This is a genomic window from Streptomyces kanasensis (assembly GCF_043077165.1).
In the GTDB taxonomy this organism is placed as follows: Bacteria; Actinomycetota; Actinomycetes; order Streptomycetales; family Streptomycetaceae; genus Streptomyces; species Streptomyces changanensis.
In genome coordinates this window covers 225,263-238,701 of the sequence record NZ_JBIBSF010000004.1, presented here as the reverse complement: position 1 = coordinate 238,701, position 13,439 = coordinate 225,263, and the positions used below count along the sequence as shown (strand labels likewise).

At 74.8% G+C, this 13,439-nt stretch carries 14 protein-coding genes and 1 tRNA gene; 7 read left to right on the top strand and 8 right to left on the bottom strand.

All coding sequences use genetic code 11. From position 1 onward, the window contains the following. Nucleotides 1-25 precede the first annotated feature (25 nt). The 5 genes from ACF053_RS12735 to ACF053_RS12715 form a co-directional block, all read right to left on the bottom strand. Nucleotides 26-1,621 (bottom strand): HD-GYP domain-containing protein, encoded by a 1,596-nt coding sequence (locus ACF053_RS12735; protein ID WP_391953881.1) that lies wholly within the window; start codon nt 1,619-1,621, stop codon nt 26-28. Between the two features lie 387 nt (nt 1,622-2,008). Further along, nucleotides 2,009-2,356 (bottom strand): mycothiol system anti-sigma-R factor, encoded by a 348-nt coding sequence (gene rsrA, locus ACF053_RS12730; protein WP_391953880.1) that lies wholly within the window; start codon nt 2,354-2,356, stop codon nt 2,009-2,011. Further along, nucleotides 2,353-3,009: a sigma-70 family RNA polymerase sigma factor gene (locus tag ACF053_RS12725; protein ID WP_058940678.1), complete on the bottom strand. Its 657-nt coding sequence runs from the start codon at nt 3,007-3,009 to the stop codon at nt 2,353-2,355. The genes rsrA and ACF053_RS12725 overlap by 4 nt, the downstream gene beginning before the upstream one ends. 267 nt (nt 3,010-3,276) lie before the next feature. Beyond that, on the bottom strand, nt 3,277-3,918 hold the full coding sequence (locus ACF053_RS12720) for an alpha/beta hydrolase family protein (protein WP_391953879.1): 642 nt from the start codon (nt 3,916-3,918) through the stop codon (nt 3,277-3,279). Nucleotides 3,919-4,071: 153 nt separating this feature from the next. Then, a complete protein-coding gene (locus ACF053_RS12715) occupies nt 4,072-4,887 on the bottom strand; it encodes an SOS response-associated peptidase (RefSeq protein ID WP_391953878.1) in 816 nt (271 codons plus the stop codon). Between the two features lie 50 nt (nt 4,888-4,937). Between ACF053_RS12715 and ACF053_RS12710 the strand changes: the two genes are divergently transcribed. The 4 genes from ACF053_RS12710 (at nt 4,938) to ACF053_RS12695 (ending at nt 8,529) form a co-directional block, all read left to right on the top strand. After that, a complete protein-coding gene (locus ACF053_RS12710) occupies nt 4,938-5,642 on the top strand; it encodes a M50 family metallopeptidase (protein ID WP_391953877.1) in 705 nt (234 codons plus the stop codon). A 27-nt stretch (nt 5,643-5,669) separates the two neighbouring features. Then, nucleotides 5,670-7,016: a 3-phosphoshikimate 1-carboxyvinyltransferase gene (gene aroA, locus ACF053_RS12705; RefSeq protein WP_391953876.1), complete on the top strand. Its 1,347-nt coding sequence runs from the start codon at nt 5,670-5,672 to the stop codon at nt 7,014-7,016. Between the two features lie 5 nt (nt 7,017-7,021). Further along, nucleotides 7,022-8,035, top strand: a complete 1,014-nt coding sequence (gene rsgA, locus ACF053_RS12700) for a ribosome small subunit-dependent GTPase A (protein ID WP_391953875.1) — start codon at nt 7,022-7,024, stop codon at nt 8,033-8,035. Between the two features lie 170 nt (nt 8,036-8,205). After that, the gene (locus ACF053_RS12695) at nt 8,206-8,529 is read left to right on the top strand and encodes a DMT family transporter (RefSeq protein ID WP_058940672.1); all 324 of its coding nucleotides are present in this window, start codon (nt 8,206-8,208) and stop codon (nt 8,527-8,529) included. Here the strand turns inward: ACF053_RS12695 and ACF053_RS12690 are convergent. Next, entirely contained in the window at nt 8,495-9,169 is a 675-nt protein-coding gene (locus tag ACF053_RS12690) for a TetR/AcrR family transcriptional regulator (protein ID WP_391953874.1), read from the bottom strand. The genes ACF053_RS12695 and ACF053_RS12690 overlap by 35 nt on opposite strands. A gap of 98 nt (nt 9,170-9,267) precedes the next feature. On the opposite strand from ACF053_RS12690, the gene ACF053_RS12685 reads away from it, so the two are divergent. Both ACF053_RS12685 and ACF053_RS12680 read left to right on the top strand, forming a co-directional pair. Further along, nucleotides 9,268-10,134, top strand: coding sequence for an inositol monophosphatase family protein (locus ACF053_RS12685; protein ID WP_391953873.1), 867 nt, complete (start codon nt 9,268-9,270; stop codon nt 10,132-10,134). Nucleotides 10,135-10,471: 337 nt separating this feature from the next. Further along, on the top strand, nt 10,472-10,888 hold the full coding sequence (locus ACF053_RS12680) for a CBS domain-containing protein (RefSeq protein WP_391953872.1): 417 nt from the start codon (nt 10,472-10,474) through the stop codon (nt 10,886-10,888). 84 nt (nt 10,889-10,972) lie between these two features. On the opposite strand, the gene ACF053_RS12675 is transcribed toward ACF053_RS12680, so the two are convergent. Further along, the gene (locus tag ACF053_RS12675) at nt 10,973-12,424 is read right to left on the bottom strand and encodes a catalase (protein ID WP_058940668.1); all 1,452 of its coding nucleotides are present in this window, start codon (nt 12,422-12,424) and stop codon (nt 10,973-10,975) included. A gap of 143 nt (nt 12,425-12,567) precedes the next feature. Between ACF053_RS12675 and ACF053_RS12670 the strand changes: the two genes are divergently transcribed. Continuing rightward, entirely contained in the window at nt 12,568-12,984 is a 417-nt protein-coding gene (locus tag ACF053_RS12670) for a Fur family transcriptional regulator (RefSeq protein WP_058940667.1), read from the top strand. 350 nt (nt 12,985-13,334) lie between these two features. Here ACF053_RS12670 and ACF053_RS12665 read toward each other — a convergent pair. Next, nucleotides 13,335-13,408 (bottom strand) — tRNA-Met (locus tag ACF053_RS12665). Nucleotides 13,409-13,439: the final 31 nt, after the last annotated feature.

Here is a 13,439-nt window from a genome sequence, read left to right as displayed (position 1 = left end):
GGCGGGCGGGGGCCGCGGCACCCGCTCACCGCCCGCCCCCGGCGGTCCGCCCGGGCCCGGCTCCCGGCCTCTCCCCGGCCCCTGCCCCGGACGCCGAGCCGGAGCCGGTACCGGACCCTGCGCCGGAGCCGGTACCGGTACCACGCACGCGCCCGTGCCCGGACGGGTGCCCGGTGCCGGGGGTCGGCGCCGTCCCGGTACGGGGCGGGCGGTCCGGTGCCGCGGCGGACTGGGTGGACTGGGCGGGCAGCCCGGGCGGGGTGTGCGGCACGGGGCCGGGGGCCGGCCCGTCGGGCGGGGCCGGCTCGTCGGACGTCACGGCCGTGCGCCACCCGTGCCGGGCGAGCGCCCGGGCGAGCGCCCGCACCATGACCGGGTCGAAGTGGCTGCCGGAACAGCGGTCGAGTTCGGCGAGCGCCGCCCCGACCGGCCGCGCGCGGCGGTAGGAGCGCGTGGACGTCATCGCGTCGAAGGCGTCGGCCACGGCGACGACCCGGGCGACCTCGGGGATCTGGGCGCCGCGCAGTCCGTAGGGGTAGCCCCCGCCGTCGAGCCGTTCGTGGTGGTGGAGGATCGCGGCGCGGGCCTCGCCGAGGAAGCCGATGCCGCGCGTCATCTCGTGCCCGTACTCCGGGTGGAGCTCGATGATCCGGCGCTCCTCCGGCGTCAGCGGCCCGTTCTTGCGCAGGACGCGCGTGGGGACGCCCAGCTTCCCCACGTCGTGGAGGGTCCCCGCGAACCGGAGGACCTCCAGGCGCTCCTCCGCCATGCCCAGCTCGCGGCCGATCATCACCGAGGCCCGGCCGACGCGTTCGCTGTGCCCGCGCGTGTAGGCGTCCTTGAGGTCGACGGCCTGGACGAGCGCCCGGATGGTCGCGTGGTGGGCGGCGCGCTCACGGTGGTACTGGGTGAAGGCCCAGCTCGTCGTGGACATCGGCAGGAGCAGCAGCAGCGCGGCCGGCCAGCCGTACGGGCCGCACCAGAGCACCGCCATCACCAGGCCGACGAGGCCGTGCACGGCGTGCGCGGCGAGCGAGCGGCCGAACAGCCCGCGCCAGGCGGCGCGGGGGGGCACCCGTTCGGCGGTGGCGAGGATCCCGCCGTCGAGGGCGGCGAGCACGGCGCAGGAGGCGAGGACGGCGGCGCCGGCGGGCAGCAGCGCGTACGGCAGGTCGGGCGGGAGCGGCCCGGCGGGCCCGGGGCCGCCCAGGGCGGCGGGGCCGTGGAGGAGCGCGGCGGTGTGGGCGGCGGCCCAGGCGGCGAGGGCGAGCCGGGCCGGGCGCCAGATCCGGCGGGTCCGCCGCGCGGATCGCTGCTCCACGGGCGCGGCCAGTGCCCCGGCCAGGACGGCGAGCGCGGCGGCGGACGGCGGGAGCAGCAGCGCGGCGGCGAGGAGGACGGGGAAGGCGGAGCCGTGGCCCGCCGGCGGGTCCGCGCCCGCGAGCCGGCCCGCGCGGGGCCGCACGCCCGGGCGTTCGCACAGTCCGTACAGCCCGGCGAGGAGCGCGAGGGCGCCCCAGGGAGTGGCGGCCGGAGCCGCGGCCGCGGGCAGGGCGCACGCGGCGGCACCCAGCGCGGCGCAGGCGACGTACGCGCGTGCCGCTCCCGGAATCGCCGCCACCGCTGCTCCGCCTCCCGTCCGCCCGGCCGGACGCCGGGGCTGGCCACGCTAACGAGCCGGTCGGGGGCGGGCGGCGGGACGGACCCGATTAGCACGTTCGGGTGACGGTGGGGGCGGCCGTGTGTGCGGTCCCCGCCGCGAGGCGCCGTACGGCGGCGACGTTCGGGGCGCGGCGACGGCCCCCGGGCCGCCACCCCGCGGTCGCCGCGGTGTCCGCGGTGTCCGCCCTACGGGAGCGCACTGCGCCCCGCGGAGCGCGGGCGCGTCCGCCGTGGGCCGGCAGGCGTCGGCCCGGCCGGCGCGCGGTGCGGGCGCGGTCCGTGGACGCGGGACGGGGCGCCCCCGCGGTCGTCCGCGGTGGCGCCCCGTCCGGGCGTCGGCGTGCCGTCACTCCTGCGCGGTGGCGGGGACGTCCTGACCGGTCGCGGGGGCGTCCCCGGCGGTGGCGGTGGCGGTGACGTCCGAGGCCGGGAGGGGTTCTCCGGCCCGGATCAGCTCGATCCGCCCCATGACCTTCGCGCGCAGGTCGCTGGGGACGTCGTCGTGTCCGCAGCACCGCTTGACGAGCTTCTTCACGGCCTGTTCGAGCCCGTACTTCTCCAGGCACGGGGAGCACTCCTCGAAGTGCGTCTCGAACTTGGTGCAGTCACTGTCGGGCATCTCGCGGTCGAGGAACTCGTAGAGGTGGTCCAGGACCTCCGAGCAGTCCGTCTCGTGCGGCTCTCCGCAGCTCATGAGCCCGAGCCTTTCCGGTCGTTCGTGGACTCTCCGGCGCCCGCGGGCACCAGCCCGCGCTCACGGGCGTAGTCCTCCAGCATGCCGCGCAGCTGGCGGCGCCCACGGTGCAGGCGGGACATCACCGTGCCGATGGGCGTTCCCATGATGTCCGCGATCTCCTTGTAGGCAAAGCCCTCGACGTCCGCGAGGTAGACCGCGATGCGGAACTCCTCCGGGATCGCCTGGAGGGCTTCCTTCACGTCGGAGTCCGGGAGGTGGTCCAGCGCCTGGGACTCGGCCGAGCGCAGGCCGGTCGACATGTGGGACTCGGCGCGGGCGAGCTGCCAGTCCTCGATCTCCTCGGCGGCGCTGCGCTGGGGCTCGCGCTGCTTCTTGCGGTACGAGTTGATGAAGGTGTTGGTGAGGATCCGGTACAGCCACGCCTTGAGGTTGGTGCCCTCGCGGAACTGGTGGAACGAGCCGTACGCCTTGGCGTACGTCTCCTGCACCAGGTCCTCGGCGTCGGCCGGGTTCCGCGTCATCCGCAGGGCTGCCGAGTACATCTGGTCGAGGTAGCCGAGGGCGTCCCGCTCGAAGCGCGCGTTGCGCTCGCGGTCCGTCTCCTCGGGGCCTTCGTCGGTCCCCCTGTCGGTCCCAGTGACCGGACCCACCTCCTCCAGCGCGGCGGCGAGACCGAGTGCGGACCCGCTCGAATCGGAGAATAGTCGACCGGCCGCCGGCCGTCCCTTCCTATTCCCCTCGGCGGACGCCCTCGGGGAGCCGGTCACGGGGCCGGGCAGCACGGTCCAGTCCAGCTCGGCGGCGTGCGACCGGTTCGGGCAGATGGTCGAACCCATGCGGCGGACTCCCTCTCCTGGCTCTCCTGTGTCGTTCGTCGACGTACGGCACAACAGCGGTGGTCCGCCCGTCATTCCCGGTCAGGAGGGCAGGTCCGCGAGCCAGCGGGCCGCTCCCGCGGTGATCGTCCCCAGCGCCTCGTCCTGCGTGGTGGTGGCCCGCTTCGGTACGGCGAACGAGTGGTCCGCCCAGGCCACCTCCACCAGCGCGTGCTCGCCCGCGGGGAACTCGCCGGGCCGGCCGAAGGGGTCGTTGCCGCCCTGGACGACGAGGGTGGGCAGGCCGGTGCCCAGGAGTTCGTCCGCGCGGGAGCGCTCCGGACGGCCCGGCGGGTGGAGCGGGAAGGACAGCGCGAGGACGGCGTGGGCGCCCAGCTCGCGGGCGGTGCGGCAGGCGACGCGGGCGCCGGCGCTGCGCCCGCCGGCGACGACGGGCAGGCCGGGTGCGCGCAGCGCGGGCCACAGCTCGCGCCAGGCCGCGTCGAGGGTCTTGGGGGCCGGGGCGAGCTTGCGGCCCGCCACGCGCCAGGGCTGTTCGACGAGGGCGACGGTCGCGGCGGCGGCGCCCGGCAGGTGCGCGGCGAGGGCCTGGAGGTCGCGCGCCTCGATCCCGCCGCCGGCGCCGTGGCCGAGGGCGACGACGAGCCGCGCGCCGGAGCCGGCGCCGTACCAGGTGATCCGGGCGTCGCCGGCGCCCGTGGGGATGGTCTCGGTCTGGGTCACGGGCCCATCCTCGCGCGTGGCACCGGCCCGGGGCCGCGCACGCCACCGGCGCGGCGCCCGGACGGGGAGGACCGGGGCCAGGAGGACCCGGGCGGGAGGAGCCGGGCGGGGAGGACCGGGGCGTGGGGCGGGAGCGCCGGCGGCCCGCCGGGGTCAGAAGAGGGTGCTCTCCTCCGGGGCGTCGAGCTCGGTCAGCAGCTCGGGCCCGTTGTTGCGGACGTTGCTGACGGCGGTGGGCACCGGATAGGCCCGCATCAGGCCCTCGGGGGGCGGGGCGAGCAGGGCGCGCAGCTCCTCCACGTCCGTGCGGGCGGGGTCGAGCCAGGCGTCCCAGCGGTCGGGGGTCAGCATGAGCGGCATGCGGGGGTGGATGTCGGCGAGGGAGCCCGGGCCCCCGGCGGGCGCGACGCCGAGGGGGCCCTGCTCGGCCTCCGTGGTGATCACCGAGCAGGTGGCCCACCAGGCGGAGGGGTGGTCGGGCGGCAGCGTCGGGTCGCGCCAGAACTCGTACAGGCCCGCCATGGCGAAGACGGAGCCGTCGGAGGGGGTCACGAAGTACGGCTGCTTGCGGGGCCGCTTCTTCTTCCCCTCGACCTCCAGCTCGCGCTCGGCGGCGCCGGTGACCCACTCGTAGTACCCGTCGGCGGGCAGGATGCAGCGGCGCGACGCGAAGGCGCGGCGGAAGGCGGGCTTCTCGTGCACGGTCTCGGCCCGGGCGTTGATCATCCGGGCGGCGCCCTCGGGCGTCTTGGCCCAGGAGGGGACGAGTCCCCACTTCAGCGTGCGCAGCTGGCGAACCGGGCGGGGCGATCCGGCGTCCTTGAGGGGGCGGTCCAGTACCGCGTACACCTCTTTGGTCGGGGCGACGTTCCAGTCGGGCTCCAGGACCTCCCGGGGCTCCCACTTCTCTATCCCGAAGACCCCCGCGAGGTCCTCGGGCCGTCGACTGGCCGCGTAACGTCCGCACATACTGTCCCACCCTGCCACGTCCCCGCGTCCCCCGAGGAGCCCTCCACCACATGGCCACCACGAAGTTCCTGTCCGACGTGCTCGGCACCCAGCCGGCGCCCGAGCTGTGGCTGGTCCTCGCGACCGCCGTCGCCGCCCTGGCGGTCACGGCCCCGCGGACGGTGTGGCGGCTGTCGCGCAACGCGGTCACCATCGCCCACGAGGGCGGCCACGGGCTGGTGGCGCTCCTCACCGGCCGCCGCCTGGAGGGCATCCGGCTCCACTCCGATACCAGCGGGCTGACCGTGAGCCGGGGCCGGCCGACCGGCCTCGGCATGATCCTGACGGCGGCCGCCGGCTACACGGCGCCGTCGCTGCTGGGCCTCGGCGGTGCCTGGCTGCTCGCCGCGCACCGGATCACGCTGCTGCTGTGGGTGGCGACGGCCCTGCTGATCGCGATGCTGCTGATGGTCCGCAACGCCTACGGGGCGCTGACGGTCCTGCTCACGGGTGGGACCTTCCTGCTGGTCTCGTGGCTGACGGAACCGCGGGTGCAGGCGGCGTTCGCGTACAGCGTGGTGTGGTTCCTCCTGCTGGGCGGCGTGCGGCCGGTGTTCGAGCTCCAGGCCAAGCGGCGGCGGGGTGAGGCGTGGGACTCCGACGCCGACCAGCTCGCCCGGCTGACCCACGCGCCGGCGGCGCTGTGGCTGTTCCTCTTCCACTCCGTGGCGCTCTGCTCGCTGATCGGCGGCGGCCGCTGGCTGCTCGGTCTGTGACCTGCTCGGCCCACTAAAGTGAGGGGCATGACCGATACCCCCGCGCTCCGTGACCCCTGGCCCGCACCGCACGCGAGTGGCCCCGTCGACGCCACCGTCGCCGTGCCCGGTTCCAAGTCGGTCACGAACCGTGCCCTGGTCCTGGCCGCCCTCGCCTCCGAGCCGGGCTGGCTGCGCCGCCCGCTGCGGTCCCGGGACACGCTGCTGATGGCCGAGGCGCTGCGGACGCTGGGCGTCGGCATCGAGCAGACGGTGTCGTCCAGTTCCTCCGCCGCGGGCGCCCCGTCCGGCACGGGCGAGGCGTGGCGCGTCATCCCCGCCGGGCTGCACGGCCCTGCCTCGGTGGACGTGGGCAACGCCGGCACGGTCATGCGGTTCCTGCCCCCGGTGGCCGCCCTCGCGGACGGCCCGGTCCGTTTCGACGGCGACCCCCGCTCGTACGAGCGTCCGCTGCACGGCGTGATCGACGCCCTGCGCGTGCTGGGCGCCCGGATCGACGACGAGGGGCGCGGCGCGCTGCCGCTGACGGTGCACGGGGCCGGCGCCCTGGACGGCGGCAAGGTCACCATCGACGCGTCGTCGTCCTCGCAGTTCGTCAGCGCGCTGCTGCTGTCGGCGCCGCGCTTCAACCAGGGCGTCGAGGTGCGGCACACCGGCCCGCGACTCCCCTCGATGCCGCACATCCGGATGACCGTCGACATGCTGCGCGCGGTGGGCGCGCAGGTGGACGAGCCGGAGACCGGCGGCGAGCCGAACGTGTGGCGGGTCTCCCCTTCGGCGCTGCTCGGCCGGGACCTCGTCATCGAGCCGGACCTGTCCAACGCGCAGCCGTTCCTGGCGGCGGCGCTCGTCACCGGCGGCCGGGTCACCATCCCCGACTGGCCCGCGCGGACGACGCAGCCGGGCGACGCGCTGCGGGAGATCTTCACCGAGATGGGTGGCTCCTGCGAGCTGGACGACGCCGGTCTGACCTTCACCGGATCGGGTCGGATCCACGGCATCGACGTGGACCTCGGCGAGGTGGGCGAGCTGACCCCGGGCATCGCGGCGGTCGCGGCCCTGGCCGACTCGCCGTCGACGCTGCGGGGCGTGGCGCACCTGCGGCTCCACGAGACGGACCGGCTGGCGGCGCTGACCAAGGAGATCAACGGCCTCGGCGGTGACGTGACCGAGACGGAGGACGGGCTGCACATCCGCCCCCGCCCGCTGCGCGGCGGCGTCTTCCACACGTACGACGACCACCGCATGGCGACGGCCGGCGCCCTGATCGGCCTCGCCGTCGACGGGGTGCGCGTGGAGAACGTGGGGACGACCGCCAAGACCCTGCCCGACTTCCCGCAGATGTGGACCGAGATGCTCGCGACCGAGGCCTGAACGACATGCGCCGCTACGGCAGGAACGCCGACGAGGACGACATCCGCGTCCGTCCCAACCGCAAGGGGAACCGACCCCGCACCAGCATCCGCCCGAAGCACGAGGACGCCGCGGACGGCATGGTCCTCACCGTGGACCGGGGCCGCATCACCTGTCTGGTGGAGGACCGCACGGTCCTCGCGATGAAGGCGCGGGAGCTGGGCCGCAAGGCGGCGGTGGTGGGCGACCGGGTGTCCATCGTCGGCGACCTGTCGGGCGGCAAGGACTCCCTCGCGCGGATCGTGCGCATCGGGGAGCGGTCCTCGGTGCTGCGCCGGACGGCGGACGACGACGATCCGTACGAGCGGGTCGTCGTCGCCAACGCCGACCAGTTGGCCATCGTCACCGCCCTCGCCGACCCCGAGCCGCGGCCCCGGCTGATCGACCGCTGCCTGGTCGCCGCGTTCGACGGCGGCCTGGAGCCGCTGCTCGTGCTCACCAAGTCGGACCTGGCGCCCCCTTCGGAGCTGCTGGAGCTGTACGGCGCCCTCGACATCCCGTACGTGGTGACCAACCGCGACGAGCTGGACGACGGGAGCGCGGCGGACCGGGTGCGCGCCCACCTGTGGGGGCGCACCACGGCCTTCGTCGGCCACTCCGGCGTGGGCAAGACGACCCTGGTGAACGCGCTGGTCCCGGAGGAGCTGCGGCGGTCGACGGGCCACGTCAACGCCGTCACGGGCCGCGGCCGCCACACGACCACGTCCGCGCTGGCCCTGCCGCTGGCGGGCGAGGCGGGCGGCTGGGTGATCGACACCCCGGGCGTGCGGTCGTTCGGGCTGCACCACGTCGACCCCTCGCGCGTCATCCACGCCTTCCCGGACCTGGAGCGGGGCACGGACGGCTGCCCGCGCGCGTGCAGCCACGACGAGCCGGACTGCGCGCTGGACGCGTGGGTCGAGAAGGGGCACGCCGACCCGGCGCGGCTCTACTCGCTGCGGCGGCTGCTGGCGACGCGGGAGCGACGCGAGGGCGACTGACCCGTCCGGTTTGCCCGGCTTGGGGGTGGATAAGTGCATAATCGCACCCAGGCGGCGCGTCGACGGCGGCCGGGGCCCGCGGACGGCGCCCGGAGCACGGCACCGGCGCGCGGCGCGCGAGGGGACGGACCGTCACCTTCCGGCGGGCGAGGGCGTGGGAGGCACGGACGATGGCGTGGCTGTTGGTGGTGGTCGCCGGCCTGCTGGAGACGGGGTTCGCGGTCTGCCTGAAGCTGTCGCACGGTTTCACCCGGCTGTGGCCGACGGTCGCCTTCGCGGCGTTCGCGCTGGGCAGCTTCGGCCTGCTGACCCTGTCGCTCCGCAAGCTCGACATCGGTCCCGCGTACGCCGTGTGGACGGGGATCGGCGCGACCGGTACGGCGATCTACGGGATGGTCTTCCTCGGCGACCTGGTGTCGGCGCTGAAGATCGTCTCGATCACGCTCGTGATCGTCGGCGTCATCGGCCTCCAGTTGTCGGGCTCGTCGCACTGACCCGGCCGAGCGCGGCCCGTACGAGCGCACCGGCCCCGTCCGGGTGCGGTACGACGAGCTGGCTGACGGCGAGCCGCACCGCGATCTCGACGGCGGGCGGGCGCGCCCCGGTGGCCCGCTGCACCCGGTCCCGCATCCGCGTCACCAGGTCGCCGGCCCCGGGCGGGAGCCCCGCGTCGACCGGATGCGGGACGGCACCGCTGCGCGAGGCGCCGCCGGGGTGCGCGGGGCGCGGGTCGGGGAGGTGCGCGCAGCGGCAGCCGGTGAGCAGCGCCCGCAGCAGGGGCCGGGCCTCGGCCCGGCGGACGAGCCGCTCGGCGAGGGCGACGAGGCACTCGACGGCGTCGTCCCCCGTACCGGCGGGGGCGCCCGTACCAGCGGGGCTGCCGGGGGTACCGGAGGTGCCGGAGGTGCCCGTACCGGTGGGGGCGACCGCGGGCGCGACCAGCTCCAGGCAGCTGTCGGCCTCGTACCGCAGCAGGGCCCGCGCGAGCCCGTCCTTGCCGCCGAACTCGTTGTACAGCGTCTGCCGCGAGACGCGCGCGGACGCCGCGACGTCGACCATGCGGACGGCGACCCAGGGCCGCTCGCACAGGGCCTCGTGGGCGGCGTCCAGCAGGGCCTCTCGCGCGGTGGGCACCGGCGCCTCCCCGGGGCTGGCAGCTCTGGGGGCCAGGGTCGGGCGGCCCCCACGGACTGTCAAGGGGGCGGACGGACCCGCGGGATAGAGTCGGGCGCATGGCCGATTACCACGATGACCTGCGCCTCGCCCACGTACTGGCGGACGCCGCGGACGCCGCCACGATGGAACGGTTCCAGGCGCTGGACCTCAAGGTCGAGACCAAGCCGGACATGACCCCGGTCAGCGAGGCCGACCGGGCCGCCGAGGAGCTGGTCCGCGGCCACCTCCAACGGGCCCGCCCGCGCGACGCGATCCTCGGCGAGGAGTACGGAGTGGAGGGCTCGGGCCCGCGCCGCTGGGTCGTCGACCCGATCGACGGGACGAAGAACTACGTGCGCGGCGTCCCGGTGTGGGCGACGCTGATCGCCCTCATGGAGCAGACCGACGAGGACTCCGGCGAGGGCTCGCGGAACGGCGACGGTGACGACCGCGGACCGGGGGACGGCTCCGGCGGCTTCCGGCCCGTGGTCGGTGTGGTGTCCGCCCCTGCGCTGGGCCGGCGATGGTGGGCGGCGGAGGGGCTGGGCGCGTACACGGGCCGCGACCTCGCCTCGGCGACGCGCATCCGGGTGTCACGGGTCTCGGAGCTGTCCGACGCGTCGTTCGCCTACTCCTCGCTGAGCGGCTGGGAGGAGCGGGGCCGCCTCGACGGCTTCCTCGACCTCACGCGCGCCTGCTGGCGCACCCGCGCCTACGGCGACTTCTGGCCGTACATGCTGGTCGCCGAGGGCGCGGTCGACTTCTGTGCCGAACCCGAGCTGTCGCTGTGGGACATGGCCGCGACCGCCGTCATCGTGCAGGAGGCGGGCGGCCGGTTCACCGGTCTGGACGGCCGTGAGGGACCCCACAGCGGGGACGCCGCCGCGTCGAACGGGCTGCTCCACGCGGACCTGCTCGGGTACCTGGGCGACGAGCAGGGCTGACCCCTGCGCACCGCGCGCCCGGCACCGGGAGGTCCGGCCGGACCGAAGCACCGGCCGGACCGAAGCACCGGGCGGGCCGGCGTGCCGGACGGGCCGGAATGCCGCACGGACCGGCGTGCCGGACGGACCGGACGGCGGTACGACGGCCGACGCGCCGACGCGCCGGCGCCCGACGTGCGGCGCCCCGCGCACGGCGCACGGCGGGGTGGTGACGAGGGGGCGGCAGCCGTGCCGCGCCCCCTTGTCGGGTACCCCTGTCCCTGCCACTCTGGGGTCCCCCACTTGTGCATTTGTGAATCCCTTCGCGTGGAAGGGTTCACCAAGGAGGTGGCACCCCATGCTCGTCCGTGACGCCATGAGCACCCTGGTCCTCACCATCGGCCCCGCCCACACCCTGCGCCAGGCGGCGACGCTGATGTCGGCGCGCCGTGTCGGCGCCGCCGTCGTCCTCGACCACGACAGCAACCAGATCGGCATCCTCACCGAGCGCGACATCCTCAACTCCCTGGGCGCCGGTCAGAACCCGGACTTGGAGGCCGCCGGCGCGCACACCACCACGGACGTCGTGTTCGCGACGCCCGACTGGACCCTGGACGAGGCGGCGGCGGCCATGACGCACGGCGGCTTCCGGCACCTCGTCGTCCTGGACGGCACCGGCCCGGTCGGCGTCGTCTCCGTCCGCGACCTGCTGCGGCGCTGGGCCCCCGCCCGCCGGGGGGCGCCGGCGGTCCCGGCGGCCGTGGTGGCCGGCTGAGGGGCCGGGCCGGTACGCACGCGCGGGAGGGCCGGCCCCCCAAGGGGAGCCGGCCCTCCGTCCACGGCAGGCGATCCAGTGCTGTCAGCCGCGCAGGGCCTGGACCGCGGCCTCCAGCCGCTTGCCGTAGTCCTCGTCCGCCTGGCGGAAGTTGTTGATGGCCCGCTCGGCGATGTCGACGCGCGAGACCTTGGCGATGAAGCCCGCCAGGTTGGCGATCAGGCGCTCCTTCTCCTCCTCCGTCATCAGCCGGTAGAGGTTGCCCGCCTGGACGAAGTCGTTGTCCTCGGCGTGGACGGGCGCCTCCAGGTCACCGGTCACCCCGGTCACCGGGACGGGCTGCCACAGCGGGCGGCCGGTCTGCGTCGGACCGCCGAAGCTGTTCGGCTCGTAGTTCTTCGCGCCCTTGTGGCGGCCGTCGTACAGGAAGCCGTCCCGGCTGTTGGTGCGCGCCTCGGTGGCGTGCGGGCGGTTCACCGGCAGGTGGTCGGCGTTGATGCCGACGCGGTAGCGGTGGGCGTCGCCGTAGGCGAAGAGCCGGCCCTGGAGCATCTTGTCGGGCGACGGGCCGATGCCGGGCACGAAGTGCGCCGGGGAGAAGATCGACTGCTCGACCTCGGCGAAGACGTTCTCCGGGTTGCGGTTGAGCTCCAGCTTGCCGAACTCGATCACCGGGTAGTCGGCGTGCGGCCAGACCTTGGTGAGGTCGAACGGGTTGAAGCGGTACGTCGCGGCGTCCGCGGCGGGCATGATCTGCACGCCGACGGTCCACGTCGGGTACTCGCCCCGCTCGATCGACTCGCGCAGGTCGCGCTGGTGCGAGTCCGGGTCCTCACCGGCGAGCCGGTTGGCCTCGGCCTGGGTGAGGTTCTTGATGCCCTGGTCGGTCTTGAAGTGGTACTTGACCCAGAAGACCTCGCCGGCCTCGTTGTTCCACTGGTACGTGTGCGAACCGAAGCCGTCCATGTGGCGGTAGCTCGCGGGTATGCCGCGGTCGCCGAAGAGCCAGGTCACCTGGTGCGTGGACTCGGGCGAGAGGCTCCAGAAGTCCCAGACGTTGTCCGCCTCCTGGGAGCCGGTGTACGGGTCGCGCTTCTGGGTGTGGATGAAGTCGGGGAACTTGATGGCGTCCTTGACGAAGAACACCGGGGTGTTGTTGCCGACGAGGTCGTAGTTGCCCTCCTCGGTGTAGAACTTCAGCGAGAAGCCCCGCGGGTCGCGCACCGCGTCCGCCGAGCCGAGGTTGCCCGCGACGGTCGAGAAGCGCAGGAAGACCTCGGTCTCCCGGCCGACCTCGCCGAGGAAGTGCGCCCGGGTGTAGGGGGTGACGTCGCCGGTCACGGTGAAGGTGCCATACGCCCCGGCGCCGCGCGCGTGGACCACGCGCTCCGGGATGCGCTCGCGGTTGAAGTGCGCGAGCTTCTCCAGCAGGAGCTGGTCCTGCACCAGAACCGGACCACCGACGCCCGCGGTCTCGCTGTTCTGGTTGTCGGCGACCGGCGCGCCGGCCTCCGTGGTGAGGGGTCCCTGCGTCACGTGCGCCTCCTGCGTCTCAGCACTCAGTCCTGTCCCTTGGCCAAAGCCGTTCCCGATCCTACAATGGACATTGTCTAAGTCAAGCCCGCATCCAAAGCCACACCCGTTCGGGACTGAGTCCCCCGCCTGTTAGGCTGAATCGCATGAGTGACCTGTTGGAGCGCCTGCGCGGCCGCGGCTGGCGGATGACCGCACAGCGGCGCGTCGTGGCGGAGGTCCTCGACGGAGAGCACGTCCACCTGACCGCGGACGAGGTCCACGCCCGGGCGGCGGAGCGGCTCCCGGAGATCTCCCGCGCGACCGTGTACAACACGCTGGGTGAGCTGGTCAGCCTGGGCGAGATCCTCGAGGTCTCCACGGACCGCCGTGCCAAGCGGTACGACCCGAACGCCCACCGTCCGCACCACCACCTGGTGTGCGCCCGCTGCGGCGCCATACGGGACGTCCATCCGCAGGGCAACCCGCTGGCGGACCTGCCGGACTCGGAGCGCTTCGGCTTCACGGTCTCGGACGTCGAGGTCACCTACCGCGGCCTCTGCCCGCACTGCGCGACCGCCTGAGGCCGCGGTCCGCGGTCCGCGGACCGTCGACACTCCGCCCCGCCGCTCGCCCTTCGTACGACGAGAGCCCCCGACGCACGACGCGCCGGGGGCCTTTGCCGTGCCTCCGGGGAGCGCTCCGCCCGGATCGGGCCGACAAGGCGCCCGCCGCTGCGCCACGCCCGCCCCCGGGCCCACACGCCCGTCCCGGCTCCACACGCCCGCCCAGGGCCCGCACGCCACCCCGGCTCCGCACGCCCGCCCCGCTCCGCATGCCCGGCACGCCCGCCGCCCGGTCGCCCCGTACGGGGCGCGGGTGGCCGGAAAACACCTAGGGCCCGGATCGAATGATCCGGGCCCTAGGTCTTCAGTAGCGGGGACAGGATTTGAACCTGCGACCTCTGGGTTATGAGCCCAGCGAGCTACCGAGCTGCTCCACCCCGCGTCGGTGAACACCACCTTACGGGACGGCGTGG